Origin of the sequence: Streptosporangium sandarakinum (genome assembly GCF_050942225.1) — a bacterium.
GTDB classification, from domain to species: Bacteria; Actinomycetota; Actinomycetes; order Streptosporangiales; family Streptosporangiaceae; genus Streptosporangium; species Streptosporangium nondiastaticum.
Genome location: NZ_CP192034.1, coordinates 5,361,353 through 5,386,426, shown reverse-complemented (window position 1 = coordinate 5,386,426; position 25,074 = coordinate 5,361,353). Strand labels below are relative to the sequence as shown.

Annotated in this window: 26 protein-coding genes; 9 read left to right on the top strand and 17 right to left on the bottom strand. The window is 73.3% G+C overall.

What is annotated here, in order from left to right; translation table 11 throughout:
* Positions 1-86 precede the first annotated feature (86 nt).
* Together ACQP10_RS25135 and ACQP10_RS25130 are read right to left on the bottom strand one after the other, a co-directional pair.
* A complete protein-coding gene (locus ACQP10_RS25135) occupies positions 87-461 on the bottom strand; it encodes a VOC family protein (protein WP_355641811.1) in 375 nt (124 codons plus the stop codon).
* A complete protein-coding gene (locus ACQP10_RS25130) occupies positions 458-1,150 on the bottom strand; it encodes a TetR/AcrR family transcriptional regulator (protein ID WP_433539832.1) in 693 nt (230 codons plus the stop codon). The genes ACQP10_RS25135 and ACQP10_RS25130 overlap by 4 nt, the downstream gene beginning before the upstream one ends.
* A 507-nt stretch (positions 1,151-1,657) precedes the next feature.
* Between ACQP10_RS25130 and ACQP10_RS25125 the strand changes: the two genes are divergently transcribed.
* The gene (locus tag ACQP10_RS25125; protein WP_433539831.1) at positions 1,658-2,332 is read left to right on the top strand and encodes a hypothetical protein; all 675 of its coding nucleotides are present in this window, start codon (positions 1,658-1,660) and stop codon (positions 2,330-2,332) included.
* Between the two features lie 142 nt (positions 2,333-2,474).
* Here ACQP10_RS25125 and glgC read toward each other — a convergent pair whose 3' ends face one another.
* Complete coding sequence (gene glgC, locus ACQP10_RS25120) at positions 2,475-3,701, bottom strand: glucose-1-phosphate adenylyltransferase (RefSeq protein ID WP_346022701.1); 1,227 nt, start codon at positions 3,699-3,701, stop codon at positions 2,475-2,477.
* A gap of 49 nt (positions 3,702-3,750) precedes the next feature.
* Here glgC and glgA point away from each other — a divergent pair, with 49 nt between their 5' ends.
* Positions 3,751-4,929: a glycogen synthase gene (gene glgA, locus ACQP10_RS25115; RefSeq protein WP_433539830.1), complete on the top strand. Its 1,179-nt coding sequence runs from the start codon at positions 3,751-3,753 to the stop codon at positions 4,927-4,929.
* Between the two features lie 36 nt (positions 4,930-4,965).
* Here glgA and ACQP10_RS25110 read toward each other — a convergent pair whose 3' ends face one another.
* Positions 4,966-5,331, bottom strand: coding sequence for a PH domain-containing protein (locus ACQP10_RS25110; protein WP_179827625.1), 366 nt, complete (start codon positions 5,329-5,331; stop codon positions 4,966-4,968).
* Between the two features lie 116 nt (positions 5,332-5,447).
* On the opposite strand from ACQP10_RS25110, the gene pgeF reads away from it, so the two are divergent.
* Positions 5,448-6,137, top strand: a complete 690-nt coding sequence (gene pgeF, locus ACQP10_RS25105) for a peptidoglycan editing factor PgeF (RefSeq protein ID WP_346023229.1) — start codon at positions 5,448-5,450, stop codon at positions 6,135-6,137.
* A 3-nt stretch (positions 6,138-6,140) separates the two neighbouring features.
* Here the strand turns inward: pgeF and ACQP10_RS25100 are convergent, their stop codons facing one another.
* Together ACQP10_RS25100 and sigJ are read right to left on the bottom strand one after the other, a co-directional pair.
* Positions 6,141-7,097, bottom strand: a complete 957-nt coding sequence (locus tag ACQP10_RS25100) for an IS481 family transposase (RefSeq protein ID WP_433539829.1) — start codon at positions 7,095-7,097, stop codon at positions 6,141-6,143.
* Between the two features lie 101 nt (positions 7,098-7,198).
* Positions 7,199-8,125 carry an RNA polymerase sigma factor SigJ gene (gene sigJ, locus ACQP10_RS25095; protein WP_433539828.1) on the bottom strand — a complete coding sequence of 309 codons (927 nt, stop codon included), beginning with the start codon at positions 8,123-8,125 and terminating at the stop codon, positions 7,199-7,201.
* 104 nt (positions 8,126-8,229) lie between these two features.
* On the opposite strand from sigJ, the gene ACQP10_RS25090 reads away from it, so the two are divergent.
* The gene (locus ACQP10_RS25090; RefSeq protein WP_179827629.1) at positions 8,230-8,592 is read left to right on the top strand and encodes a hypothetical protein; all 363 of its coding nucleotides are present in this window, start codon (positions 8,230-8,232) and stop codon (positions 8,590-8,592) included.
* Between the two features lie 137 nt (positions 8,593-8,729).
* On the opposite strand, the gene ACQP10_RS25085 is transcribed toward ACQP10_RS25090, so the two are convergent.
* Together ACQP10_RS25085 and ACQP10_RS25080 are read right to left on the bottom strand one after the other, a co-directional pair.
* A complete protein-coding gene (locus ACQP10_RS25085) occupies positions 8,730-9,548 on the bottom strand; it encodes a hypothetical protein (protein WP_346022698.1) in 819 nt (272 codons plus the stop codon).
* Between the two features lie 181 nt (positions 9,549-9,729).
* Complete coding sequence (locus tag ACQP10_RS25080; RefSeq protein WP_346022697.1) at positions 9,730-10,287, bottom strand: GNAT family N-acetyltransferase; 558 nt, start codon at positions 10,285-10,287, stop codon at positions 9,730-9,732.
* A 333-nt stretch (positions 10,288-10,620) separates the two neighbouring features.
* Here ACQP10_RS25080 and ACQP10_RS25075 point away from each other — a divergent pair, with 333 nt between their 5' ends.
* Together ACQP10_RS25075 and ACQP10_RS25070 are read left to right on the top strand one after the other, a co-directional pair.
* Positions 10,621-11,727 carry an alpha/beta hydrolase gene (locus ACQP10_RS25075; RefSeq protein WP_346022696.1) on the top strand — a complete coding sequence of 369 codons (1,107 nt, stop codon included), beginning with the start codon at positions 10,621-10,623 and terminating at the stop codon, positions 11,725-11,727.
* 46 nt (positions 11,728-11,773) lie between these two features.
* Positions 11,774-12,604 (top strand): MerR family transcriptional regulator, encoded by an 831-nt coding sequence (locus ACQP10_RS25070; RefSeq protein ID WP_433539827.1) that lies wholly within the window; start codon positions 11,774-11,776, stop codon positions 12,602-12,604.
* A gap of 109 nt (positions 12,605-12,713) precedes the next feature.
* Here ACQP10_RS25070 and ACQP10_RS25065 read toward each other — a convergent pair whose 3' ends face one another.
* Entirely contained in the window at positions 12,714-13,136 is a 423-nt protein-coding gene (locus ACQP10_RS25065) for an Lrp/AsnC family transcriptional regulator (protein WP_346023228.1), read from the bottom strand.
* Positions 13,137-13,293: 157 nt separating this feature from the next.
* Between ACQP10_RS25065 and ACQP10_RS25060 the strand changes: the two genes are divergently transcribed.
* On the top strand, positions 13,294-14,148 hold the full coding sequence (locus ACQP10_RS25060) for a tryptophan 2,3-dioxygenase (protein WP_346022694.1): 855 nt from the start codon (positions 13,294-13,296) through the stop codon (positions 14,146-14,148).
* Positions 14,149-14,283: 135 nt separating this feature from the next.
* Here ACQP10_RS25060 and ACQP10_RS25055 read toward each other — a convergent pair whose 3' ends face one another.
* The gene (locus tag ACQP10_RS25055) at positions 14,284-14,952 is read right to left on the bottom strand and encodes a FadR/GntR family transcriptional regulator (RefSeq protein ID WP_433539826.1); all 669 of its coding nucleotides are present in this window, start codon (positions 14,950-14,952) and stop codon (positions 14,284-14,286) included.
* Positions 14,953-15,130: 178 nt separating this feature from the next.
* On the opposite strand from ACQP10_RS25055, the gene ACQP10_RS25050 reads away from it, so the two are divergent.
* Positions 15,131-16,864 carry a 2-isopropylmalate synthase gene (locus ACQP10_RS25050; protein ID WP_433539825.1) on the top strand — a complete coding sequence of 578 codons (1,734 nt, stop codon included), beginning with the start codon at positions 15,131-15,133 and terminating at the stop codon, positions 16,862-16,864.
* On the opposite strand, the gene ACQP10_RS25045 is transcribed toward ACQP10_RS25050, so the two are convergent.
* Positions 16,830-17,747 (bottom strand): LysR family transcriptional regulator, encoded by a 918-nt coding sequence (locus tag ACQP10_RS25045; RefSeq protein ID WP_433539824.1) that lies wholly within the window; start codon positions 17,745-17,747, stop codon positions 16,830-16,832. The two genes, ACQP10_RS25050 and ACQP10_RS25045, sit on opposite strands and share 35 nt — an antisense overlap.
* Before the next feature lie 71 nt (positions 17,748-17,818).
* Here ACQP10_RS25045 and ACQP10_RS25040 point away from each other — a divergent pair, with 71 nt between their 5' ends.
* Entirely contained in the window at positions 17,819-18,685 is an 867-nt protein-coding gene (locus ACQP10_RS25040; protein ID WP_346022691.1) for a 4-hydroxy-tetrahydrodipicolinate synthase family protein, read from the top strand.
* A 107-nt stretch (positions 18,686-18,792) separates the two neighbouring features.
* Here the strand turns inward: ACQP10_RS25040 and ACQP10_RS25035 are convergent, their stop codons facing one another.
* The 6 genes from ACQP10_RS25035 to ACQP10_RS25010 form a co-directional block, all read right to left on the bottom strand.
* Positions 18,793-19,602 (bottom strand): Fpg/Nei family DNA glycosylase, encoded by an 810-nt coding sequence (locus ACQP10_RS25035; RefSeq protein WP_389996187.1) that lies wholly within the window; start codon positions 19,600-19,602, stop codon positions 18,793-18,795.
* A gap of 236 nt (positions 19,603-19,838) precedes the next feature.
* Positions 19,839-20,021 carry a hypothetical protein gene (locus tag ACQP10_RS25030; protein ID WP_399499178.1) on the bottom strand — a complete coding sequence of 61 codons (183 nt, stop codon included), beginning with the start codon at positions 20,019-20,021 and terminating at the stop codon, positions 19,839-19,841.
* A 237-nt stretch (positions 20,022-20,258) separates the two neighbouring features.
* A complete protein-coding gene (locus tag ACQP10_RS25025) occupies positions 20,259-20,609 on the bottom strand; it encodes a DUF2809 domain-containing protein (RefSeq protein ID WP_433539823.1) in 351 nt (116 codons plus the stop codon).
* A gap of 237 nt (positions 20,610-20,846) precedes the next feature.
* Positions 20,847-21,923, bottom strand: coding sequence for a DUF2332 domain-containing protein (locus ACQP10_RS25020; protein WP_346022687.1), 1,077 nt, complete (start codon positions 21,921-21,923; stop codon positions 20,847-20,849).
* A 170-nt stretch (positions 21,924-22,093) separates the two neighbouring features.
* The gene (locus ACQP10_RS25015; RefSeq protein WP_433539822.1) at positions 22,094-23,422 is read right to left on the bottom strand and encodes a tetratricopeptide repeat protein; all 1,329 of its coding nucleotides are present in this window, start codon (positions 23,420-23,422) and stop codon (positions 22,094-22,096) included.
* Positions 23,419-25,017 carry an AAA family ATPase gene (locus tag ACQP10_RS25010; RefSeq protein WP_433539821.1) on the bottom strand — a complete coding sequence of 533 codons (1,599 nt, stop codon included), beginning with the start codon at positions 25,015-25,017 and terminating at the stop codon, positions 23,419-23,421. Before ACQP10_RS25010 ends, ACQP10_RS25015 begins: the two co-directional genes overlap by 4 nt.
* Between the last annotated feature and the right edge of the window lie 57 nt (positions 25,018-25,074).

Sequence of the window (25,074 nt, the reverse complement as noted above, 5' to 3'; positions counted from 1 at the left end):
ATCTACAACGTACAGGTATCCGGTGGTTTCCGATCGGCCACCGGCGACCCCGTCGCCACCCTCCGGATCGGCCTCGTCCCCGGCGCCTACTCGGGGGACATGACCTCGTAGAGGTTGCCGGAGTCGTCGGAGAAGAACAGGCCGCGCGGGCACAGCGGGTGGTCGACGCGGCCGTTGGCGCGGTCGGCGGGGTGGCTGCCGTACGGCACGCCGCGCTCCCGGAGCCGGGCCAGGATCGCGTCGAACGTGGCCGGGTCCACGTCGAAGGCCAGGTGGTGCCCCTCGGGGTCCTCGACGGTCATGTAGTCGAGGGTGAGGGAGCCGTTGACCCGGACGGGCGCGAAGTGGCCGCGCGCCCCGGCCGGAGGCAGGCACTCCAGGCCCATGACGTCTGCGAAGAACCGGGCCGCGCGCCCGTTGTCACGGGCGGGGACGATGGTGTGGTTCAGCGTGACGGTCACCTCGCGCCCTCCTCGGCGGAGCCGGGACGGGCCAGCGCGCCGTGCACGAACACGTCCACGACTTCGGCGACGTCCGGCGCGGTGTCGCCGGCCGATCGCCTGCTCCCGGCGGACATCAGGTCCATGAACAGCGCGGCCAGCCGTTCCGGGGGAAGGCGCAGCGCCTCGCGGTCCGGCTCGAACAGCTCGGCCAGCGCCTCGCGGGTCCGCCGGAGGGACGCCTCCCGGCCGCCCGGCGGATGCGACCCGCCCGGCCGGCCGGCGGCCGCCTCGCCGGCCGTCCCGCCGGTGGGTTCCTCGCCCGCGGTGCCGGTCGGCGCGTCCGTACGGTCCCCGGGGGAGGGGCGCCGGTCGCGGGACGAGCGGTGGCCCGAGGCGTGCAGGGCGCCGAGGACCGTGCCGATCCGCGTCATGTGGGCCCGCATGGCCTCGGCGGCCTCGGTCAGGCGGGCGGCGAGCGGCTGGTCGAGCGGGACGGCGGCGAGCTGCTCCAGCACGTGGCCGGGCTGGAGGGCCTCGGCCACGCAGGCGTCCAGCAGCTCGTCCTTGTCGGCGAACACCCGGAAGATCGTGGCCTCGCCGATCCCGGCGGCCCTGGCGACCTGGCTGGTGGTGACGGCGGTGCCGTACTCGGCGACCAGGGGGAGGGCGGCGAGCACGATCATCTCCCGCCGCCGCTCGGGGCTCATTCCCGGCGCTCTACGCCGGGGGGATGTGGTCTCCATGTCTTCACCGTACGGAGTGAGTATTCACTCCGTCAATGGGAAATCGTGAACGAGTCCTCCGTGTGGGAGGCGTCGCGCCGCGGCACCCGGCGGCCGGAGGGCCCGTGACGTCGGACGCTTCAGCGGACGCGCCACGGTGCTCGGCGATCCGGGGCCCGTGACGTCGGGCGCTTCTGCGGGCGACCCATGATGCTCGGCGATCCGGGGGGCGCGATGATGCCGGACGGTCCGGAGGATGTTCCGCGACGTCGGCATTTCGGAGAACTTTTCGCATCCCCGGCCCGGCATGTCGCCCTCCCCGGGGGAGATTCCTCATCCCGCCCCGATTTCCTGCGGAAACGGTTTCCCGAACACGCCACGTGACGGCCGATCACGCCCCATGATGTTCCCCGCGAGGACTCGTCCCCTGCCTCCGATCCTCGACGGCGCGACGCGCCTACGCTGTTCACCACACCCCCGAGGAGAGAACACATGGCGACGCTGAAGGCACGAGTGAGCCGACTGGAGGAGGAATTCATGCTGCTCAGCAGCGAATGTGGAAAAACGGCCTCGGGTCGGGCCTACGACGCGCTTACCCCCGTCTACACCAAGCTCGATGTGATGGGCAAATGCCTAGAAGGGGTGGAGCGCCGGGTCATCGGCCTCGGCTTCGGCATGACCCGTCTGGACGAAAAGGTCCTGAACCTGCGGATCGAAGCTGAGAAGCTCGACACGAAGGTGTCGGAGCTGGACACCAAGGTCACGGGCCTTGGCGTAAGCGTGTCGAACCTGGGCGCCAGGGTCCTCGCACTGGACGTCAAGGTGTCCGAGGTGGACGTCAAGGTCGAGCAACTCCGCGATGAGATGCGCGCCAGGTTCGCCGGCGTCGACGAGCGCATGGACGGGCTGGATTCCCGCATGGACGGGCTGGATTCCCGCATGGACAAGCTGGAGACGCGGATGGACAAGCTGGATTCCCGCATGGACGGGCTGGATTCCCGCATGGACAAGCTGGATTCCCGCATGGACAAGCTGGAGACGCGGATGGACAAGCTGGATTCCCGCATGGACAAGCTGGAGACGCGGATGGACGAGATGGCCGCGTTCAACGCGACGATGTTCCAGGCGATCCTCGACCGGCTCCCGGAGAAGCCCTCGGTCAACTGATCCACCCCTCCGGGACACCGGGCCGCTCCGCGCGCGGCCCGGCGTCCGAGGCACCGGTCGGCCGACGCGGACGGGCGTCCAGGCGCCGGTCAGCGGCCCGGTGCCGGTATACCGGCCGCGGCCTTGCCTCCAGGGAAGCCCGTCAGCGGTCGATGATCTCGTTCTTGCCGATGACCACGATCCCGTTCCTGGTGACCGCGAACCGGCTGCGGTCGTACTCGAGGTCGAAGCCGATCCGCGCCCCGTCGGGGATGACCACGTTCTTGTCGATGATCGCCTTGCGGACGACGGCGCCCCGGCCGATCTTCACGTTGTCCATCAGCACCGAGTCCTCCACCCGCGAGTGCGAGTGCAGCACCACGCCGGGGGAGAGGATCGAGTGGTCCGCCAGCCCGCCGGAGACGATCACACCGGCGGACACCAGGGAGTCGACCGCCCGGCCGACCCGGTCGCCCTCGTTGTGGACGAACTTGGCCGGCGGGAGCGGGTCGTGCCAGGTGTAGATCGGCCACTGCTGGTTGTACAGGTTGAAGACCGGGTGCGGTGAGATGAGGTCCATGTGGGCCTCGTAGAAGGCGTCGAGCGTTCCGACGTCGCGCCAGTAGCCCCGGTCGCGCTCGGTGGAGCCGGGCACCACGTTGTCGGCGAAGTCGTACACCTGGGCGCCGCCGGACTTCACCAGCATCGGGATGATGTCCCCGCCGAGGTCGTGCTTGCTGGTGGGGTCGAGCGCGTCCTCGCGGAGCGCGTCGAGCAACGCCTGGGTCTTGAAGACGTAGTTGCCCATCGACGCGTACACCTGGTCGGGGGCGTCGGGCAGGCCCACCGCGTCCTTGGGCTTCTCGCGGAACGCCACGATCCGCCGCCCGGCCGGGTCGGTCTCGATCACCCCGAACTGGTCGGCGAGCGACAGCGGCTGCCGGATGGCCGCCACCGTCACGTCGGCGCCGGAGTCGACGTGCTGCTCCACCATCTGCCGGGGGTCCATCCGGTAGATGTGGTCGGCGCCGAACACGATGACGTGCTCGGGCATCTCGTCGTAGATGAGGTTCAGGTTCTGGAACAGCGCGTCGGCCGACCCGGAGAACCAGTGCGGGCCCAGCCGCTGCTGCGCGGGCACCGGAGTGACGTAGTTGCCCAGCATCGTCGACAGCCGCCAGGTGCGGGAGACGTGCCGGTCGAGGCTGTGGCTCTTGTACTGCGTCAGCACCACGATCTTCAGGTACTGGCCGTTGGCGAGGTTCGACAGCACGAAGTCGACGAGCCGGTAGATCCCCCCGAACGGCACGGCCGGCTTGGCCCGGTCGGCCGTGAGCGGCATCAGCCGCTTGCCTTCGCCGCCGGCGAGGACGATCGCGAGGACTCTCATACACCCGACCCTAACCCGATGAACAGGGATGAAACACTACGCTGATCATATGCGCGTTGATCTGCTGAGCCGCGAGTATCCCCCAGAGGTGTACGGCGGAGCCGGTGTCCATGTCGAGTACCTCGCCCGCGAGCTTCGGAGGCTGGCCGAGGTCCGGGTGCGCTGCTTCGGGGCGCCCCGGGCGGAGGAGGGGGTGGCGGCGTACCGGGCGCCGGCCGGGCTGGAGGGGGCCAACGCCGCCCTCCAGGTCCTCGGCGTCGACCTGGAGATGGCGGCGGCGTGCCAGGGCGCGGACCTGGTGCACAGCCACACCTGGTACGCCAACTTCGCCGGCCACGTCGCCAAGATGCTGTACGGCGTCCCGCACGTGATGACCACCCACAGCCTGGAGCCGCTGCGGCCGTGGAAGGCCGAGCAGCTCGGCGGCGGCTACACCCTGTCGTCCTGGGCCGAGCGCGGCGCGCTGGCGAGCGCCGACGCGGTCGTCGCGGTCTCGGAGGGCATGCGCCGCGACGTGCTGGCCGCCTACCCGGAGGTGGCGCCGGAGAAGGTCACGGTGATCCACAACGGGATCGACACCGCCCAGTACGCCCCCGATCCCGACACCGGCTTCCTGATTGAGCACGGCATCGACCCGGCCCGGCCGTACGTGGTGTTCGTGGGCCGGATCACCCGGCAGAAGGGGCTGGTCCACCTGCTGCACGCGGCACGGGACCTGCGGCGCGACGCCCAGCTCGTGCTCTGCGCGGGCGCGCCGGACACCCCGGAGATCGCCGAGGAGGTGACCGCCCTGGTCCGGGGGCTGGACCGCGAGGGCGTGGTGTGGATCTCGGAGATGCTGCCGCGCCCCGAGGTGATCCAGATCCTGACCCACGCCACGGTGTTCGTCTGCCCTTCGGTCTACGAGCCGATGGGCATCGTGAACCTGGAGGCCATGGCCTGCGAGACCGCCGTGGTGGCCACCGCCACCGGCGGCATCCCCGAGGTCGTGGCCGACGGGTCGACGGGTCTGCTGGTGCCGATCGAGCAGTCAGCCGCCGACGGCTCCCCCGACGACCCCGAGCGGTTCGCCGCCGACCTCGCCGAGCGGATCAACCGGCTGCTGGACGACCCGAAGCTGGCCGCCGAGCTGGGCGCGGCCGGGCGGGCGCGGGCCGTGGAGCACTTCTCCTGGGCAAGGATCGCCGAGCGGACGATGGACCTGTACCGGTCGGTCACCGCCTCCTGACGGGGGCCACCGGGCCGGCCCCGCCGTACGGCGGGGTCAGCGGCTGATGAAACTCAGGATGACGTTGTGGGCGTGGTGGGCCTTCTCGTCGCCGCGGAACTCCACCTCGTAGGTGTGGGTGCCCACGTGGACGGCGATGGCGCCGGAGGAGAAGAACCCGCCGGCGAGGGACTTGTTGCTCACCACGCTGACGGCCGAGATCTTGCTGTAGGGGATGCTCGTGATGGCGATCTTCTTGCCCACGAACGACTTGTCCTGGACGATCACCCGCCTGTCGGTGAGGCCGAGGAACCCGGTGCCCGTGCCGATGGCGTCGTAGACGGCGATGATCTGCTCGCCGGGCATCAGGCCGCTCTCGATCTGACGGAGCTGCTCCTTGCGGTCGTACGCGATCTGCGTCATGCGCTCGCAACCTCTCGGGGGAACCGGCGGAACGGAGGATCCGCGCTGACCGTGCAACGAACACGGTTGGGGAGGGGTTCCGCCGGGTCGGTAAGGTCGGGGCCGTGAACGTTCAGATGAGGATCACGGACCGTCACGGAGGCGTGAGCGCTGCGCCGTACGACACCCGCAACCTCGGTGGCGCGTGCGGGGACGACCCCGCGGCGGTCGCGGCCAACCGGGCCGGCACCGCGGCGGAGTTCGGGCTGGAGCGGGTCGTGTTCATGCGGCAGGTCCACAGCGCCGACGTCCGCTACGTCACCGAGCCGTTCGGCGACGACCCGCCGCCGCTGGACGGCGTCTGCACCGACGTCCCCGGCCTCGGCCTGGCGGCGCTGTGCGCCGACTGCGCGCCCGTCCTGCTGGCCGACCCCGCGGCGGGCCTGGTGGGCGCGGCGCACTCCGGGCGGGCCGGCACCGTCTCGGGAGTGGTCCCGGCGCTGGTGGCGGAGATGGCGGCGCGCGGCGCGGAGCCGGGCCGGATGACCGCCCTGATCGGCCCGATGGCCTGCGGGAGCTGCTACGAGGTGCCGGAGGAGATGCGCGCCGAGGTCACGGCCGTCGTCCCCGAGGCGTGGTCGATCACCCGCCACGACACCCCCGCCCTCGATCTGCGGGCCGCGATCAACTCGCAGCTCGCCAGGGCCGGTGTCGGCGAGATCACCCACGACACGCGCTGCACCATCGAGAGCCCCGAGCTGTTCTCCCACCGCCGCGACGGCGTGACCGGCCGCTTCGCCGGCTACGTCTGGCTGGAACGGGACTAGGCCCTAGGTGTATTGACCCGCAGGGTTGTTGACGCGGGTGATTGGTGGCTGTCCGCCGAGTGCGGTGTGGCAGCGGTGGTGGTTGTAGGTGTGGATGAAGTCTGCCAGGGCCTGGGTCCGTTCGTCGTTGCTGGTGTAGGTGCGGATGTAGGCCCACTCGTCGAGCAGGGTGCGGTTGAAGCGTTCGACCTTGCCGTTGGTCTGTGGCCGGTAGATGCGGGTGAGCTTGCCTGTCGCGCCGATGTCGGCTAGTGCCTGCCGCCAGGCGAAGCTCTTGCGGTAGGGCCAGGCGTTGTCGGTCAGGACCCGTTCGACGCGGTCGATCCCGCAGGCGGCGAAGAAGGCGGCGGCCCTGCGCAGGAAGGCGGCGCAGGTGGCGGCCTTCTCGTCGCTGTGGATCTCGCTGTAGGCCAGCCGGGTGTGGTCGTCGACGGCGGAGTGGATGTAGTCGAACCCCACGCTGCTGCGGTTGGCCCGGCCGGCTTGGCGGCCGAGGACCTTGTGGCCGCCGCCGGCGGGGATGCGGCCGAGTTTCTTCACATCCACGTGGACCAGCTCGCCGGGCCGGGCCCGTTCGTAGCGGCGGATCACTTCTCCGGTGGGCCGGTCCAGGAACGCAAGACGGTTCAGCCGGTGCCGGGTCAGGATGCGGTGCACCGTGGATGAGGGCAGGCCCAGGATCGGGCCGATGCGTGCCGGGCCCAGCTTGCGGTCCTGTCGCAGCCGGCAGACACGCGCCTCGACGTCCGCCGCGGTCCGGTGCGGTGTTTTGTGAGGGCGGCTGGAACGGTCGGCCAGCCCGGCGTCTCCTTCCTGCTTCCACCGGCGCACCCACTTGTGTGCCGTGGTGCGGGAGATGCCCATCTCGGCGGCTACATGGGCGACGGGGCGGCCCGAACGGACACGCTCGATGAGCAGACGCCTGCCGTGAACGGTCAGCCGGGCGTTACGGTGGGACACGAAGACCTCCGTGTGGTGCGTTCCTAGACAGCTCCACCACACCGGAGGTCTTCGCCATGATCAAGCCCAATCAGCGTTAACAACGCTTGTGGTCAATACACCTAGGCCCTGTCCGGCTGCTCATGCGCCTCTCCGACCCGCGCCCACGGCCGCAGCTTCTCCGGATTGCGGACCACCCAGATCCGGGTGACGCGGCCGTCGGCGACATCGAACGAGGCCACGGCCGCGACGGCGCCGGCCCGCCGGACCACCAGGCCCGGCACGCCGTTGACCGGCCACTCCAGGAGTTCGAGCCCCGGAGCCCTGCCGGTGATGGCGGCCATGTACCGGGCGATGGGCGCGGCGCCCTCGATCGGGCGCAGGGCGGCATTGATGATGCCGCCGCCGTCGGCGGTCATCACGGCGGCCGGGTCGAGGAGGTCGACGAGGGCCGCGATGTCCTTCGTCTCCCATGCCTCCTTGACATGCCGCACCACGTCGGCCTGCCGGGCCGCCGTCACCGGAGGGCGCGCGGCGCCCACCCGCCGCCGGGCGGAGGCCGCCAGCTGCTTGCAGGCCGCGGGGGTCCGGCCGAGGACGCCGGCGATCTCGGCGAAGGGGTAGCGGAAGACGTCGTGCAGGACGAACGCCACCCGCTCGGCGGGCGTCATCGACTCCAGGACGACGAGGAAGGCCATGGTCACCGATTCGTCCAGGACCATCTGGTCGGCGGGGTCGGTGCCATGGCCGTGGTCCCACCCGGCGCGGCCGGGCAGCGGCTCGGGCAGCCACGCGCCGACATAGCGTTCACGCCGGGCCCGCGCCGAGCCGAGCACGTCCAGGCAGATGCGGCCGGTCACCGTCGTCAGCCAGGCGCCGGGGGACACGATCTCCTCCTGCCGGCTTCGTGGCAGCGCGTACCAGCGCGCGTAGGCCTCCTGTACGGCGTCCTCGGCCTCGGCCAGCGAACCGAGCAACCGGTAGGCGACATTGATCAGTTGGCGCCGCTCACCGGCTGTCTCATCGATGCTCGTCCCGGCTGTCCCCATGCTTCCGATCGCCTTCTCGCCTTACCTTTCGCGGGCCCGCGTCGTCGGGCTGGTGAGACCTTATCGACCTACTGCCCCCGGGGGCGGAACAGGGGGACCGTGACATGACCACCCAGGCGACGGCACAGCGCAGTTTCTCGTTCCTGCGGATCGCGATCGCTCTGCAGACCCTGACCATCTTCCTTCAGGCGGTTTCCGCCGGACTGCTGCTGACCTCGTCGTACGGAGAGACGCTGCACAGCGTCGGGGCCCGCGTGATGTACGGGGCGGCGCTGCTGTACGTGCTCGCGGCGGTGCTGGCGTGGAAGCCGGGCGGCGGCTCGCCCCGGCCCATCTGGCACGCGTCCGGCTTCCTCGTCCTCGCCTCCGTCCAGGTCGCGCTGGGCATCGCGCACGTACCGGCGGTCCATCTCCCCCTGGGCGTCCTGATGTTCGGGCTGAGCGTGCTGGCGCTGGCGCGGCGCTGAGGTCCGGTACGGAGGCGCACCGGGACCGGCCGGGGCCCGTCCCGCGCGTCCCCTTCCGGTGTGGCCGCACCGGAAGGGGACGCTCGCGTGAAGCCGCCGGCCGCCGACGGCTCTCGACCGTCGGCCGTCCTCGACCGTCAGGCGTCCTCGGCCAGGACGCTTCCGTAGGCGCGGGCGGCGAGGTCGGCGATGAGGTCGTGCGCGCCGAGCAGGTCGGCGGACTCGGCGCCGATCAGCGTCGCCGCCTCGCCTGCCAGGCCGGGGTCGACCTCGGGGCCGATGAGGCAGGGGGAGAGGGCGATGCGCTCGGCGCCGACGCCGCGCAGCCGCTCGGCCGCGGCGGCGGCGTCCGGGCCGCCGTCCAGGGAGGCGACCAGCACGGGGAGGGTCAGGCGCGAGGCCAGCAGGACGGCCGTCGGCTGGGCCTCGGCCGCCCCGTACGCGCCGCCGACCGTGGCGAGGACGACCGCGTCGATGGGGCTTCCGATGTTGAGCAGCCGCATCCGGTCCGCGCGGGCCAGGTTCTTCTCGGCCAGGCGGATGTGCAGCGCCTCGGCGAGCAGCGGGTGCGGCCCGAGCGACTCGGTGACCCGCGCCGCCGCCCCGCTCGCCGCGACCGCCGCGGCGATCACGCCGTCGGCGACCGGGTGCGGGCCGGTCAGCAGGGGCACCACGATGGCGGCCTCGCCGTCCGCGGGACGCTCACGGGCCGCCGCCTCCAGCTCGGAGGTCAGCTCCTTGCCGTCCTCGCCGAGACCGGCGAGGCGTACTTCGATCTGTGGGTTGTCCACCCGGATCATGGACGCCAGCTCGGCGGCGACGCCTGACGCGTCGCCGAGCGTGGCGAGCACCAGCGCGGGTGCCTCGGGTGGGAGCTGGGAGGGCACGGGTCTGCGGTGCCGGCCGGAGGGCCGTACGGCGCGCCCGCGTACGGGGAGGCTGGAACTCTCACTCACAGGGGCGGACTCTAGGGGTATTTCCCCACCTTTGTAACTGAAAAAGGCAGCAATTCCGTCACGACCTGCCCCGTGCGGGCCGTACGGACGTCCCCGGATCGGGCTCTCTCCCGGGAGCGGGATCGGGCGGTCACGGACCGTGGGCCGGCGGGCGCGCGCCCACCGGCCCGCGCGGGCCGGGTCAGACGTCGCGGTACCCCTCCCACTCGTCCTCCAGGGCCGAGTGGATCACGGAGTCGCGCCAGGTGCCCCGGGCTCGCACGTGGTGCCTGATCCGGCCCTCCTCGACCATTCCGGCCACCAGCATCGCGAGCTGGGCCGCGGTGTTGGCGGGGGAGCGCGCGCCCCAGACGCGGTGCAGGCGCAGGTCCCGGAAGCCGAACGCGAGCACCAGCCGGATCAGGTCGGTGCCGATGCCGCGGCCCCAATGGTCGGGCCGCAGGCCGAGGCCGAGCTCCGCGCTGTGCGGATGGTCGGCGTCGATGCGCAGGCGGGCCACGCCGATGGCGTCGTCGCGGTCGGTCTCGGTCACGGCGAGCACGTACAGGCGGCGGGGCTCGGCGCGGGCGGCGTCCATCGCCTCGGCGACGATCTCCTCGACCTCCTCGCGGGTGCGCGGGTCGAACGGCAGATGCTCGGTGGCGGTGGGGTCGCCGTACACGGCGTGCATCGCGTCCACGTCCGCGGCGGTCACTTCCCTCAGCCGGAGCCTCTTGCCGGAGATCTCAACGTGGCGCATGGGCAGACGCTAATGCCTCAGCAGTACCAGAAGCTAGGGACTGACACCCCGATATCATCCCAAAAACCACGAAATATGCCGTGACCCGGGTTCATGGTGAAAAAAGGTTGTTATCCCCTTGCTGTCACCCCATCGCCGGGGCGGGCCAGGCCGGCGCCGAGAGCGTCGGCGGGACGCGGGCACCGCCGGCATCCACTCCCACTGGGCTCCTGCCGCGGGTATCCGCTTCCACCTGGCTCCTGTCGCCGGCCTGTTCCGCCGGGCTCCTGCCGCCGCCCGGCGCCTTGAACGCATCTCAGCGCGACCATTCAGGGGATAGTGGACAATAAGCGGATGATCTTCGCATCCGAGGTGCTCGTGGTCACCGGTCCCGCCCTGGTCGCCGATCTCCGGCTGCTCACCGAGGTGGCCGACCGCGAGTTCGCCGCCCTCGGCGTCCAGGGCAGGGTGTCGCCGGCCGCCGACCTGCCCGCCTTCCGCGATGCACTGGAGTCGCCCGGCCCGGTGGTCGCCGTCCCCGGCTCCGACCCCGAGGCGCGCGCGCTGTTCGCCGGGCACCCCCGGGCCGTCTGGGTGGACCTCACCAAACCGGCCGCCCCGGGCGACCGGTTTCCCCCGCCCGCCTCGGGACCCGGCGCGACCTACCTGTACGGGCGCGGGGTCGGCGGGCTGACCTGGGCGATCAGGCACGCCGTGCACCGGATGCGGTGGCCGGCCAGGCGCGTCCCCTACGGCGAGCACTCCGACCAGTGGGCCGAGGTGCGCCTCCCGGAGGGAGGCGACACCGGCCGGGCGCCCGTGGCGGTGCTGCTGCACGGCGGCTACTGGCGCTCCGTCTGGGGCGCCGACCTGATGGACGCGCTCTGCGTCGACCTGGCCGGACGCGGCTTCGCCGCCTGGAACCTGGAGTATCGCCGCCCCGACCTGCACGGCTGGGCCGCGACCACCGAGGACGTGGCACGCGGCGTCGCGCTGGCCGCCGGGGACGCCCCGGGGCCGGTCGTGCTCATCGGCCACTCGGCGGGCGGCCAGCTCGCCCTGCGCGCCGCCGCCGACGACCGCCGGGTCACCCTGGCCGTCTCCCTGGCCGGCGTCGTGGATCTCGTGGAGGGCGAGCGCAGGCACCTGGGGGACGGCGCGGTGGAGGCCGCCCTCGGCGGGACGGCCGACGAGGCGCCCGGGACCTACCGCGACTCCAGCCCGATGGAGCGGCTGCCCCTGGGCGTCCCCCAGCTCGTCGTGCAGGGCGGGGGCGACAACCTCGACCTCCTCGACCTGGGCCGCCGCTACGCCCGCGCCGCCCAGGACGCCGGGGACGACGTGACGTACCTGGAGATGTCCGGCGGCCACTTCGACGTCATCGACGCCGCCTCCCCCATCTGGCGGGCCACCGCCGGCGCGATCACCGGGCGCGTCTTCCCTTCCGGCCGCTCCTCCTGAGGCAAGGCCCGTACCTTTGAACCCCTGAAGCGGGGATGAGGGGAACATGGCACGACGAGCGCTGCGGCCGGTCGATCTCGCCCGGGAGCACGGCCTGTCCACCCAGGCGGTCCGCAACTACGAGGACGAGGGGATCCTCCCGCCCGCCGAGCGCGGCGACACCGGGTACCGGCGCTACTCCGCCGTCCACGCCCAGGCCCTGCGCGCCTTCCTCGCCCTGCGGCCCGGGTACGGGCACCGGACGGCCGTGGAGATCATGCGCGCCGCGCACCGCCGCGACGACGAGACGCTGTTCCGCCTCATCGACCGGGCGCACGCCGAGCTGCTGCGCGAGCGCGACACCCTCGGCGAGGTCGCCGCCGCGCTCGGCGCCCTGACCGCGGAGCCCGGACCCGGCGGGAACCCGTCCGGGCGGCCGGCCATGGAACCCGCGTCCGGGCGTCCGGCCACGGAACCCGCGTCCGGTGGTGACCCGTCAGGAAGCCCGTCCGGCGGGCTGACCATCGGGGCGCTGGCCCACCAGCTCGGGATGCACCCGGCGTCGCTGCGGAAGTGGGAGAGGGTCGGCATCCTCCAGCCGCACCGCGACCGCGCCACCGGCTACCGCGTCTACCCGCCCGGCGCGGTCCGCGACGCGCGGATGGCCCGCCAGCTCCGCCGGGGCGGCTACCCGCTCGCCCGGATCGGGTTCTTCATCGAGCAGCTGCGCGCCGCGGGGAGCACGGTGGACCTGGCGGACCTGCTGCGCGAATGGCGGACCCGGCTCGGACGCCGGAGCCGGGCGATGCTCGCCGCGGGCCGGGAGCTCGACGACTACCTCGCCCTCCTCGACTCCGGCCAGGCACAGGACCCCTCCGCTCTCCCACCGAGGGCGTGAGGGCGGGGACCTACGGCGTCAGGGGGCGGAGACGCGCGGGATCGCGGTCGTTCCGGCCGTCACGGCGTCAGGGGGGCGGGGACGCGCTGATCGCGGTCGTTCCGGACCGTCACGGCGTCAGGGGCCGCCAGGGGACCGGGCTGGAGAGCACCATCATGCTCGACGGGTGCCCGTACGGCGCGAGCCGGTCGATCAGCTCCTCGAACGCCGTCATCGACGAGGCGGCCACCCGCAGCAGGCAGCAGGTGTCGCCCGTCACCCGGTGCACCTCCAGGATCTCCGGCCAGGCCAGCGCCTGCTCGTCGCGCAGCACGCAGCGCGGCCCGTAGCACGACATCCTGATCAGCGCCGCCACCCCGCGCCCGGCCAGCGCCGGGTCCACGCGCGCGTGGTAGCCGACGATCACCCCGGTCTCCTCCAGCCGCCGCACCCGCTCGGCCACCGCCGGGGCGGACATGTGCACCCGCCGGGCCAGCTCGCTGTAGGAGAGCCTCGCGTCCCGCTGCAACTCGCCCAGCAGTGCCCAATCCATGGCATCCACGGTCACACTCCGTCATGTCGCAAACCGAACCGGTCCGATGCCTTCCGTTCCGAAGGTGGAAGACGCCTATCGCCTTTGGTTGATTATTTCGCAGTACGCGACTCCAGAGCACCATGGAGGTGATCGGACACATTCGAGGAGTACCCAGATGACCGGCACCAGGCAGCTCAGCGAGCATGACCGCGAACTGCGGTCCATCGCCAACGGGGGCCTGCCCACGCTCGCCTTCGACAGCGCCACGCCGTACGACGACTACGTCGGGACGGCCGTCCTGCACCGGCTCCAGCGCACCGTCACCGACGCCCCCGAGGAACTGGCGTTCCTGGTGACCACGCAGGTGATGGAGCTGTACTTCGGCCTGCTGCGTTCGGAGTGGCAGCTCGCCCAGCGTCAGCTCGACGAGGACGACGACGCCGCCGCGACCGCGACGATCAGGCGTTCCGTCCGGCACTTCGAGGCGCTCAACGCCGCCTGGGCGTCGCTGAGCTGGCTCACCCCGGCGCAGTTCAACCGGTTCCGCGACGCGCTCGGCGAGGCGTCGGGCTTCCAGTCGGCGGCCTACCGGCACGTGGAGTTCCTGCTCGGCAACAAGTCCGAGGCCCTGACCCGCCCGCACCGCCGCAACCCCGAGACCTACCGGGAGCTGGTCAAGGCCCTCTCCGAGCCGAGCCTGTACGACTCGGTGCTCGCCTTCCTCGCCCGGCGTGGCTACGCGGTCCCGCGGAAGGCGATCGAGCGCGACTACGCCGCCGACTACGAGCCCGGCCCCGAGGTCGAGGCCGTCTGGGTCGAGGTGTACGGCGGGCCGCTCGCCCCGCTCGGCGAGGCCCTGACCGACCTGGCCGAACGGTTCTCCGACTGGCGCTACCGCCACGTGATGGCGGTGCGCCGCTCGATGGGCGCCAAGCCGGGATCCGGCGGGTCCAACGGCCTGGCCTGGCTGGAGCGCAGCATGCAGCGCCAGGTCTTCCCCGAGCTCTGGACCGCCCGCACCCTGATGTGAGCCGTCCCGGCCCGCCGCGGCGGGCCGGGACGGTCCGTGCGCCCCGGTGGCCGGCCGGGCCACCGGGGTGACCTCCGGCGAGGCGCCCGGCACGCCACCCGGAAGGCTCGTCGCGCGCCCCGGACCCCGGACCCGTCAGGACAGGATGGTCTTCATGGACTCCAGGTGGGTACGGCTGTGCCGGGACGCGGCGGCGGGGTCGCGCGCCGCGACCGCCTCCACCACGGCCAGATGGGCCGTGTGATCGTCCTCCGGTGACCTCACCGGCCGGATCCGCAGCATTTCGATCATCGCTGGACGCAGGCGCGGGACGAAGCCGTCGAAGAGCTCCAGCAGGATCTCGTTGTGCGAGGCGAGGACGATCCGCCGGTGGAACGCCATGTCGGCGTCCACCAGCTCCTCCACGTCGTGGTAGCGCTCCGCGCGCGCACGCAGGGCGCGGCGCGCGGCCCGCAGGTCGGCGGGGGTGCGGCGGGCCGCCGCCAGGGCCGCGGCCTCGGACTCGATGGCGACGCGCGCCTCGATGACCGAGGTGATGGCCGCCCGGCGCACCACGGAGTCCCAGTCCTCCTGGACGTCGAGGGCGGTGACGAAGACGCCGGCTCCCTGCCGGGGCTGCAGCACCCCCTTGCCGGCCAGCTCGCGGATGGCCTCCCGCACGGTGGAGCGGCCGACGCCGAGCTGTGCGGCGAGCACCGTCTCTCCCGGCAGCTTCTGGCCGAGCGCCCATTCACCGGCGCGGACACGAGTGAGCAGTAACTCGGCGATCTGACCTGACAGAAGGTTCCGCCGCACGTCGAGCATGGAGGACCTCTCAGCTTGTCTGAGGAGTTGGGAGTTGTTACAGTCTAGCGCCATGTCGTTCCGTGGGCTTCTTCTTCTCGGCTGCCACGGCGGGGTCTGATCCGACCGGCTCCCCGCCGTGGAGCCTTTTCGTCCCCGCCGGTCGTCCCTTCACGAGGCAGGCAAGGAGAAGCCCCACATGTTCATCGACACACCGCGCGGCGAGATACCGGCGGGCGCGCCCGCGTGGAACAGGCAGCGCCGCTCGCAGATGCCCTCACACCGTTACCTCGACGTGCACTCCCGGGTGGAGGTCCCGCTCACCGAGCGGGACTGGCCGGCCGCCCGCCTGACCAAGGCGCCGCTGTGGGTGCCCGTCGACCTGCGTGACGGCAACCAGGCCCTGGCCGAGCCCATGGATCCCGCCCGCAAGCGGCGTTTCTTCGAGCTCCTGGTCGCCATGGGCTACAAGGAGATCGAGGTCGGCTACCCCTCCGCCTCGCAGACCGACTTCGACTTCGTCCGCCTCATCGCCGACACCGGCCTGGCGCCCGCCGACGTGACCGTCGTCGTGTTCACGGCCGCCCGCCGCGACCTGATCGAGCGGACGGTCGCCTCGGTGCGCGGCATCGCCAACCCCGTGGTGATCCACATGTACGCGGCCACCGCGCCCACCTGGCGCAAGGTGGTACTCGGCGCCTCACGCCGGGAGCTCAGGGAGCTGATCCTGGCCGGTGGCCGCGACGTGCTGGAACTGGCCGGAGACATGCCCAATGTGCGCTTCGAGTTCTCGCCCGAGGTGTTCAACCTCACCGAGCCCGGCTACGCGCTGGACGTGTGCGACGCGATGACCGAGCTGTGGCGGGCCACACCGGCCCGGCCGGTGATCCTCAACCTGCCCGCGACCGTCGAGGTGGCCACGCCGAACGTCTACGCCGACCAGATCGAGTACATGCACAAGAACCTGGCTCGCCGCGACTCGGTCATCCTGTCGGTGCACCCGCACAACGATCGAGGCACCGGTGTCGCCTGCGCCGAGCTGGCCGTCCTCGCGGGCGCCGAGCGCGTGGAAGGCTGCGTGTTCGGCAACGGCGAGCGCACCGGCAACGTCGACATCGCCACGCTGGCCCTCAACCTCCACGCCCAGGGCATCGACCCGATGATCGACTTTTCGGACATCGACGAGATCCGCCGGGTGGTCGAGTACTGCACGCGCATGCCGGTGCACGAGCGCCACCCCTACGTAGGCGATCTGGTCCACACCGCGTTCTCCGGCACACACCAGGACGCGATCAGGAAGGGTCTGGCCGAGCACCGGCGACGGGCGGCCGACACGGCGACGCCGGAGCGTGAGCTGGCCTGGCGCGTGCCGTACCTGCCGATCGATCCCGCTGACCTGGGCCGCGCCTACGACGCGGTCATCCGGGTGAACTCCCAGTCCGGCAAGGGCGGCGTCGCGTACCTGCTGGAGTCGGAGTACGGCATCGAGCTGCCGCGACGGCTCCAGATCGATTTCTCGCGGCACGTGCAGCGGCACACCGACACGACCGGTGGTGAGATCACCGCGGCCGAGCTGTGGGAGCTGTTCGACCGGACCTACCTCGCCCCGGGCGACTCGCCGGTGACGCTGAAAAGCTGGGAGTCCACGCCGGAGTCCACCATCATCACCCTCGCCGTGGGCGACGAGGCGGTGACGCGCGCCTACCCCGACGCCGGACCGGTCGACGCGCTGACGCGGGTGCTGGCCGAGGTGGGCCACCCGGTGGAGATCCTCAGCTTGACACAGCAGTCACTCGGACCGGGGAACGGCGGTGACGCGATCACCTTCCTGGAGCACCGGGGCGGGTGGTCGGCCGGCCGTAGCGGGTCGGTCCTGGAGGCCAGCCTGACCGCCGTCCTCAACGCCGCGGCCCGCCGGAGCGCAGCGCCGTGACGAAGGCGGCGATGGCCGGATGGTCGCCCGACCCGCGGCGGAAGGCGATCAGCGTACGGCGGCGCATCGGCAGCTCCACGAGCCGGACGCCGCCGGGCGGGTCGGCGGCGCCCAGCTCCGGCACCAGCGCGACGCCCTGGCCGATCGCGACCATCGCCAGGACGGTGGCGAAGTCGTCGACGTGGTGCCGGATCCGCGGGGCGAACCCGGCCGCCTGGCAGGCCCGCACGGTCATCGCGTGACAGAGGGTGCCGGGGGTGGAGGCGATCCAGGGGGCGTCACGCCACCGCGTCAGCGGATCACCGTCCGCGCCGCCGTGCGCGTTCCACCGCTCCGCCGGGGGGCCGGCCTCGTCGGGGGAGGCGAGGAACATCGACTCCTCCAGCAGCGGGCGGGAGTCGAGGGCCAGGTCGGGGGCGGCGGGGACGAAGTCGTACTCGTGCACCAGGGCCACGTCCAGGTCGCCCGCCCGCAGCCGCGGCGCCACCTCGGCGGGGTCGATCTCGTCCACCATCGGCTCCAGCCCGGGATGGTCGCGGTTCAGCGCGGCCAGGGCCGCGGGCAGGATGGCGCGGGTGGCGGTGGGGAAGGCGCCGATCCGGACGGTGCCGGTCAGGTCGGTCCGCGCCGCGGCCAGCTCGGCCGCCGCCTGCTCCAGCCGTTCGAGCACGGCCTCGGCGTGACCGACCAGCGCGACCCCGGCGGGGGTCAGCCGCACCCGGCGGCCGGTCCGTTCCAGCAGCGCCGTCCCGGCCTCCCGCTCCAGTACGGCGAGCTGCTGGGAGACGGCCGAGGGCGTGAAGGCCAGGGCCTCGGCGACCGCGGCGATCGTGCCCCGGTTGGCCAGCTCGCGCAGCAGGCGGAGGCGTCGCACATCCAGCATCAGTTCAGCTTAACGTTCTCGGAAGAAAAGCGAACTGGACCTGCACGGTCGGCGGCCGGGAAGCTTGAGGCATGAACCTGAACGGTGTCCTCGTCCCGCTCATCACCCCGTTCGCCGAGGATGGCGAGATCGCCCTCGCGGCGCTCGAAGACCTGGCGTACGCCGCCCTCGACGAGGGCGCGATCGGGCTGGTCGCCCTCGGCACCACCGCCGAGGCGGCCACACTGGCCCCCGACGAACGGCAGGCGGTCGTCGAGATCTGCGGGCGGGTGTGCCGGGAGCGGGGCGCGACGCTCGTCGTCGGAGCCGGGTCGAGCGACACCCGCGGATCGGCCGCGGCCCTGCTCGCCCTCAAGGACCGCGCCGACGCCGCACTGGTCACCGTGCCGTCCTTCGTCCGGCCGTCCGAGGCCGGGGTGCTCGCCCACTTCGCCGCGCTGGCGCAGGAGACCCCGGTACCGCTGATCGTCTACAACATCCCCTACCGGACCGGCCAGTCCGTCGGCGCCGCCACCCTGCGACGGCTGGGGGAACTGCCCATGGTGGCCGGGGTCAAGCACGCCGTCGGCGGTGTGGACCAGGACACCGTCACCCTGCTGGCCGACCCGCCCGAGGGGTTCGCGGTGCTCGCCGGGGACGACCCGTTCTTCTCCGCGCTGCTCGCGCTCGGCGCCTCCGGCGGCATCCTCGCCTCCGCCCATTTGCGCACCGCCCGGTTCGCCGAGCTGGCGGCGGCGTGGCACGCGGGCGACGTCACGCACGCCCGGGCCCTGGGGCACCGGCTGTCCGTCATGTCGGCGAGCCTGTTCGCCGAACCCAACCCCACGGTCCTCAAGGGCGTGCTGCACGCCCAGGGCCGGATCCCGACCGCGGCCGTCCGGCTGCCGCTGATCCCGGCCTCCCAGGCGTCGGTCGACGCCGTCCTCCGGCTCCTCTGACCGCGCGGCCTTCGGTTCCCCGGCCGCCCTGCCCTCCCTCCGCTTCCGCCGGGGCCCGGCTCACGCGTCCCGGACGGACGGGGGAGGGCGGTCGAGGGGTCAGGGGGTCAGGAGGTCTGGCAGGACGGGCACCAGAACAGGTTGCGGCCGGAGAGGACCCCGGTGCGGACCTCCGTACCGCACAGGAGGCACGGCATGCCGAAACGCCGGTAGACGTAGACCTCGCCGCCGTGGCCGTCCACCCGGGGCGGGCGGCCCATCGCCTCCGGGGTGTGCTCGGGGCGGACCGTGTCGATCCGGCCCACCCGCACCCCCTCGGCCATCAGGAACACCAGGTCGTCCCAGATGGCGGCCCACTGCTCGCGGGTGAGGTCGCGGCCGGGCCGTGCCGGGTCCACCCCCTGGCGGAACAGCGCCTCGGCGCGGTAGATGTTGCCCACGCCCGCCACCACCGACTGGTCCATCAGCAGGACGCCGATGGAGGTGCGGCTGCGGCCGATCCGCCGCCAGGCGAGCCCGGGATCGGCGTCCGCGCGCAGCGGGTCGGGGCCGAGCCTGTCGTGCAGCGCCTTCTTCTCACCCGGGTCGAGCAGCTCGCAGGTGTTGGGTCCGCGCAGGTCGGCGTAGTGCCCGGGACCGGTCAGGCGCAGCCGCACCGCGCCGACAGGGGCGGGCGCGGGCACCGGGCCGAAGGCGTACTTGCCGTAGATGCCCAGGTGCACGTGGAGCCAGGTGTCGTCGTCGAAGCCGAGCAGCAGGTGCTTGCCGTGCGCGTCGGTCTCGCGCAGCACCCGCCCGTCGATCCGGGCCGCTCCGGCGGCGAACCGGCCCTGCGGGCTCTCGGCGTGGATCACCCGGCCGCCGAGCAGTTCGCGGTGCTGCGCCGCGAGGCGGTGAATGGTGTGTCCCTCAGGCATGATGCGCACAGGATATGGCGTGCGGGGCGGTGGCCGACCTCCGGCCGCCGCCCCGCACGCCGTCTTCCCGCGTGTTCCCATGCCCTTTCACGGCCTCACGTGTTTTCACGTCCTCTCGCGCCTTCCCACGTCCTCTCACGCCTTCCGGCGCACTCGTCCCGCCGTCCCGACCCGTCCCGCCGTCCCGGCCCGGGTGGGAGTCCCGGCGCGTGCGCGCCCGCTCGCGCGAGGCCGGTTCAGCTCGGGCCGGGACCGATACCGGTGGACTGTGCGGAGCCGGCGACGGTGGGGCCGGCCCACCCGGACAGGCGGACGCCCGCGCGGTCGGGGCCGGGCGTGAACGTGCCGGAGACGAAGCCGATCGACATTCCGAGGATGGCCGCGCCGAGAACCGCCGCCGTGAGACGCCGTGAACGCATGATTTCCCCCATCGAGATCACCCGCGGTGCCACGCGGCGCCCGCGTCCTGCCGGTTGGATCAGAACGCGCCAGGTGAATGCGATCTCCTCGCCGTCCCACCTCGCGGTGGCCCCGAAGCCCCCGATCGTTCGGCGGGTGGCTTCCGGAGCCGTGTCCCATCGTGAACCGGGCCGCTTAACGGACTCTTGCAGGAGGATTGCCGGTCAAAGCCGGCCGTACTCCTCAGGCGGGGCCCGTCAGCCGGCCCGCCGGCCGCGGCGCGTGCGGACGGCGACCGCGGCCGTGTGCGCCGCCGCCGAGAGGAGCGCCCCGGCGGCGTAGGCGACCAGGTCGGCCGCGCCGAACGTGCTGCCGAGCACCAGCCGGGCGAGCACGCTCGCCTCCGACAGCGCCGCCGGGACCGGGGTGAGCTGGGCGAACTCCACCGCCCAGCTGAACGCCAGCGCGCAGGCCGCCGCCCGGAACGGTGAGACCCGCGGAACCGCCGCGACGACGAGCGCGTGCACCAGCACGGTGTACAGGGCGTCCCCGGCGTACTTGCCGAACCAGCCGCCGGTGACCGCGCGGATCCCCAGCCCGGCGGCCACCGTGACGGCGACCGCGAGGACGGCGGGCAGTCGCGCGCGGACCGCCTCGAACCGGCGGGGGCGGCCGGCGGGGGAGGGGTGCGCGGGGAGGTGCGGGGGGCGGCGGGCACGGCCACACCATATCGGCCGGTCCCGGTCCCGGCCCCGGACGCGAACCCGGCGTCCCGGCGCCGGCCGGGCGCCAGGCGCGATGACGGGCCGGGCGGGCGCCAGGCGCGATGACGGGCCGGGCGGGCGTCAGCCGGTGACGGGCCGGGCGGGCAGGCCGTGCGGGCGGGCCTTCGCCAGGACGGTCTCGGCCGTCTCGCAGAGCCGTACGGCGAGCAGGAAGCGGTGCCGGTCCCCGATACGGCGCGGTTCGAAGGAGATGTGCGCGAAGGGCGCCCGCGGCGTGCTCGTCCTCGCCAGCCGGTCCAGCTCCCGCTCGACCCGGGCCCACTCCTCGCCCGGGACGTACTGGCGCATGATCGAGTGCCAGACCACGGTGAGCGTGCCCGGCTCCGGCCGTACCCGGGCCAGGAAGTCGGCGGCGCCGATGGCCTCGACCTGGGCGGGAACCCGGGCGGCCACCCGCAGGGCGCCCTCCAGCCGCGCGAAGCGCGCGGTCTGGTCGGGCCAGACGTAGGCGCGCAGCGCCAGCGCGCCGCCGGGGGAGAGCGGGTCGATGGGCGTCAGGTCGCAGCCACGCCGCTCGATGACGGTCAGCTCCGGACGCTCGGCCGCGGCGTCCAGGAGCCAGACGGGCGGGGCGCCGTCCCAGGCGTCGTCCAGCACGACCGGGGAGTCGGCGGGCCCCCAGGCGAAATCGCCGGCGACGTAGCGGAAGCGGTCGGCGCGCAGGTTCAGCCCGGCGCTGGAGCCCAGCTCGAACAGCCGGATCGGCAGCGGGGCCGCCCCGGCGACCTCCAGCAGCCCGGCGATCAGGAGGTTGGACCGGCCGACCTCGTTGGTCTGCGGCGGGCGGGTCATCCAGTCGCGGACCCACTCCATCCCGTTCACGACGGCGTCGAGGAAGGCCCGCCAGCAGGGTTCCGGGTCGTCCGGGTCGAACGAGCCGCCCGTGCTGGGATAGCAGGCGGCCAGGTCCGGGGCCCGGCCGGTGAGGGCCAGGGCGTGCACGCCGCCCAGCAGTCGCAGCGCGACGGCGTCGGGCCCGGGGGCGTCCTCGTACCCGGCGAGCGCGGCGGCGCAGGGACCCCCCTCGCGGACGTCGCGCGCCACCCGCTCCAGCAGGAACGCGTACAGCGGTGAGCCGAGACTCCGGCAGGCCCGGGCCTGGTACTCGACCATGACGGCGGCGCGCTCACGGGACATCGAACCCCTCCTGACCGGGCACCGGCTCCCCCGATCACCCGACCGGACCCCGGCCGGCCCGCATACCGACGAGCATGCACCTCCGCCGATCCGCGCGATCGGGCGGGGGTGGGTCAGGCTCGGCCCGACGGCACGCCGGTGCACGACGACCTCCATCGGGAGAGGAGCGGTCAGAGCCCGGCCGCGCCGTGGGAGGGGACCCGGCCGAGCAGCCGCCGGACCGCCGCGGCCACCCAGATCGTTCCCAGCCCGGCCCACATGGCCAGCAGCGGGACGTTCTCCGGCCGCTGAAGAGCCGGCCACAGCGCGGGCAGCGCCGGCCACAGCGCGGGCAGCGCCGGCGACACCGCGGCCGTCGACGCCAGCAGCCCGGCCCACCCAGTGAGGATCTTCCGGGCGCGCGGGGCGGCGGTGTGCGCCGCCTCCTGGACCGGGGTGACCAGCGCCAGCAGCGCCGCGCCCGCCGTACCCGTCGCCGGCTGCGACAGGGCGACGCCCGTGCCCAGCAGCGCCGCGCCCGCCAGGAGCACGGCGCAGCACAGGGCCGCCGACCGCACCTCGCCGCGCCGGAACAGCAGCCGGGTGTACGAGCCGCGGGCCAGCCCCAGCGTGACCAGCGACTCGGCCACCCACATCGTCCAGTGGGCCACCGCGATCAGCACGAAGACGGCGATGAGCGGCGGGATCAGGGGCAGCGCGAGCATCCATCGGCCGCCCAGGGTGCCCGGCAGCCGCGACACCGCCCGGTACAGCGGGTTGCGCCGCTTGAGCGCCACCACGAGCAGCTCCCGCGCCTGGTCCGCCCCGGGGCTGAGCCGGAGCACCTCGCGGAACGCCCGCGCCGCGTCCCGGGCGCCGCCGAAGGCCAGGTGGACCCGGCCGTACACCAGGTGCGCGGACGGCGACTCCGGGTCGAGCCGCACCGCGTCGGAGGCCGCGGCCAGCGCCCCCGCCCGGTCGCCCAGCTCGCCGAGGGCCACCGCGAGGAGACCGGTGAGCCGGCTGCCGTGCGGGTCGAGGGCCAGGCCGCGCCGGGCGGCCTCCGCCGCCAGCGCCCACTCCTCGCGGTCCGCGTGCACCCGCGTCAGCAGCTCCCAGACCTGTGCCTGGCCGTGGTCGATCGCCAGCGCGGCCCGCGCGGCGCGCAGCGCCTCCTCCGAACGGTCCGCGTAGTAGAGGACCTGGCCCGCCGTGTGGTGCGGGTACCAGTGGTCGGGAGCCAGCCGTACCGCCTCACCGGCCTCGGCGACCGCCTCGTCCACCGCCCGCCGGGAGATCAGGGCCAGCGCGAGCAGGCAGTGCGCGACCACGTGCCCGGGGTCGCGGGCCAGCACCCCGCGCAGCTCCCGCTCGGCGGCCTCGGTACGGCCCAGCCCCAGCAGCGTCCGCGCCCGCTCGACGGCCGCGGCCGGATCGTCCTCCCGGAAGACCGCCGGGCCACCGGAGCCCTGGAAACCGGAGCCCTGGGAACCGGAGCCCTGGAAACCGGTCGCGCTCACCGCAGGTCACGCAGCCAGGGCAGCAGCTCGTCCCACACGCCGCTCTCGTTGGCGTGCAGCACGTAGTTGCGCGCGGTGCCCAGCCACTCCCGGACGGCGGTGGGCCGCATCGTCCTCGCGGCGGCCATGAGGTCCGGGGTGGACAGCGGGATCGGCCGGCCCGCCCGGATCGACTCCTGCAACTTGACCTCGACCGCGCGGTCCACCAGGCCCTTGAGGTCGGCGCCGACGAACCCCTCGGTGGCCTTGGCCACCTTGTCGAAGTCCATCTTCCCCAGGGGCTTGTCGCGGCACATCAGCGAGAGCATCGCGGCCCGCGCGACCGTGTCCGGCGGCGGCACGAACACCATCTGGTCGAACCTGCCGGGACGGCGGAAGGCCACGTCGATGTACCAGGGGGCGTTGGTCGCCGCCAGCACCAGCACCCCCTCGTTGGCGTGCTCGTCCACCCCGTCGAGCTCGGCGAGGAACTGGTTGACGATCTGCCTGCTGTGGGCCTGGCGCATGTCGGAGCGGCGGGCCGCGAGCGCGTCCACCTCGTCGAAGAAAAGGACGCACGGGCGGTTCCGGCGGGCCATCTCGAACGTCGCGCGCAGGTTGCGCTCACTCGACCCGGTCCACATGTCGAGGATGTCGGCCAGCCCGACGTTGACGAACGCCGCGCCCAGCTCACCGGCGGCGGCCCGCGCCAGATGCGTCTTGCCCGCGCCGGGCGGCCCGTACAGCAGCACCCCTCCGCCGGCCCGCTTGCCGTACGCCGCGAACAGCTCCGGCTGCTGGGCGGGCAGCAGCAGCTTCATCCGCAGCGCCTCCTTGACCCCCTCCATCCCGGCGACGTCGGCGAAGGTCACCCGCGAGCGCTCCACCTCCGCGGTCGGCTCCGCCGCCGAGCCGTACGGCGCGCCGTACGCGGGCTGCGGCGGCGTGTACGGCGGCGCGGGCGAGGCGGGGATCAGGGCGGGGGTGGTGGGGGCGTACGCGGCGGGGCCCGGGGCGGGCGCGGGTGAGGAGGGGATCAGGGAGGGCGGCCCCGCGGCCGGGACCTGCGGAGCCGGAGCCGGAGGCGTCGGAGCGGGCGGCGCCGGACTCCGCGGCGGGGGCGACTGGCCATGCGGAGGAGAGGGGTGCCATCCGGCCGCCGGGGTGGGTGCGGTCGCCGTCGGCGGGGGAGAGGCCGGGGCGGCGGGCGGGGCGTCCTCCAGGCCGAGGCGGGCGGCCAGCTCCGGATCGGCCTGCGACGGGTCGCGGCCGATGGCGTGGCGATACCAGTAGACGGCGCCCGGCCTGTTGACCGGAAGCGCCGCCCTGACCATGAGCATGTCCACGCGTATCGGGCGGTCGGGCATGTCCACCAGCGGGTCGAGCGTTCTCAGGGCCAGGTTGTACTCGCCCTGCCGGACGTACGTCTCCGCCAGGCCGATCGTGAGATCGACGTCGCCGGGGGAGAGCGCGAGCGCCGCCCGGTACTCACCCGCGGCTTCGGCGAGCCGCCCCGCCGCCAGCAGCAGGCCGGCCAGGTGCCGTCGCAGCGGGAGGTTCTCCGGGGAGAGGCGGGCCGCCTCGCGCAGCGCGTTCAGTGCGGTCTCGTCGGTCACGTGACGGGTCCTTTCACAGCCGGACGTGAGCTTCGTACCGGTCCCGGGAATTCGCCC

Coding starts and splice junctions, on each gene's coding strand:
- ACQP10_RS25035 (WP_389996187.1), bottom strand. CDS start 19,602: ATGCCTGAGGGACACACCATTCACCGCCTCGCGGCGCAGCACCGCGAA.
- ACQP10_RS25020 (WP_346022687.1), bottom strand. CDS start 21,923: ATGTCCCGTGAGCGCGCCGCCGTCATGGTCGAGTACCAGGCCCGGGCC.
- ACQP10_RS25090 (WP_179827629.1), top strand. CDS start 8,230: ATGACCACCCAGGCGACGGCACAGCGCAGTTTCTCGTTCCTGCGGATC.
- ACQP10_RS25030 (WP_399499178.1), bottom strand. CDS start 20,021: ATGCGTTCACGGCGTCTCACGGCGGCGGTTCTCGGCGCGGCCATCCTC.
- glgC (WP_346022701.1), bottom strand. CDS start 3,701: ATGAGAGTCCTCGCGATCGTCCTCGCCGGCGGCGAAGGCAAGCGGCTG.
- pgeF (WP_346023229.1), top strand. CDS start 5,448: ATGAGGATCACGGACCGTCACGGAGGCGTGAGCGCTGCGCCGTACGAC.
- ACQP10_RS25045 (WP_433539824.1), bottom strand. CDS start 17,747: ATGCTGGATGTGCGACGCCTCCGCCTGCTGCGCGAGCTGGCCAACCGG.
- ACQP10_RS25075 (WP_346022696.1), top strand. CDS start 10,621: ATGATCTTCGCATCCGAGGTGCTCGTGGTCACCGGTCCCGCCCTGGTC.
- ACQP10_RS25070 (WP_433539827.1), top strand. CDS start 11,774: ATGGCACGACGAGCGCTGCGGCCGGTCGATCTCGCCCGGGAGCACGGC.
- ACQP10_RS25050 (WP_433539825.1), top strand. CDS start 15,131: ATGTTCATCGACACACCGCGCGGCGAGATACCGGCGGGCGCGCCCGCG.
- ACQP10_RS25040 (WP_346022691.1), top strand. CDS start 17,819: ATGAACCTGAACGGTGTCCTCGTCCCGCTCATCACCCCGTTCGCCGAG.
- ACQP10_RS25125 (WP_433539831.1), top strand. CDS start 1,658: ATGGCGACGCTGAAGGCACGAGTGAGCCGACTGGAGGAGGAATTCATG.
- ACQP10_RS25080 (WP_346022697.1), bottom strand. CDS start 10,287: ATGCGCCACGTTGAGATCTCCGGCAAGAGGCTCCGGCTGAGGGAAGTG.
- ACQP10_RS25130 (WP_433539832.1), bottom strand. CDS start 1,150: ATGAGCCCCGAGCGGCGGCGGGAGATGATCGTGCTCGCCGCCCTCCCC.
- ACQP10_RS25055 (WP_433539826.1), bottom strand. CDS start 14,952: ATGCTCGACGTGCGGCGGAACCTTCTGTCAGGTCAGATCGCCGAGTTA.
- sigJ (WP_433539828.1), bottom strand. CDS start 8,125: ATGGGGACAGCCGGGACGAGCATCGATGAGACAGCCGGTGAGCGGCGC.
- ACQP10_RS25110 (WP_179827625.1), bottom strand. CDS start 5,331: ATGACGCAGATCGCGTACGACCGCAAGGAGCAGCTCCGTCAGATCGAG.
- glgA (WP_433539830.1), top strand. CDS start 3,751: ATGCGCGTTGATCTGCTGAGCCGCGAGTATCCCCCAGAGGTGTACGGC.
- ACQP10_RS25060 (WP_346022694.1), top strand. CDS start 13,294: ATGACCGGCACCAGGCAGCTCAGCGAGCATGACCGCGAACTGCGGTCC.
- ACQP10_RS25065 (WP_346023228.1), bottom strand. CDS start 13,136: ATGGATTGGGCACTGCTGGGCGAGTTGCAGCGGGACGCGAGGCTCTCC.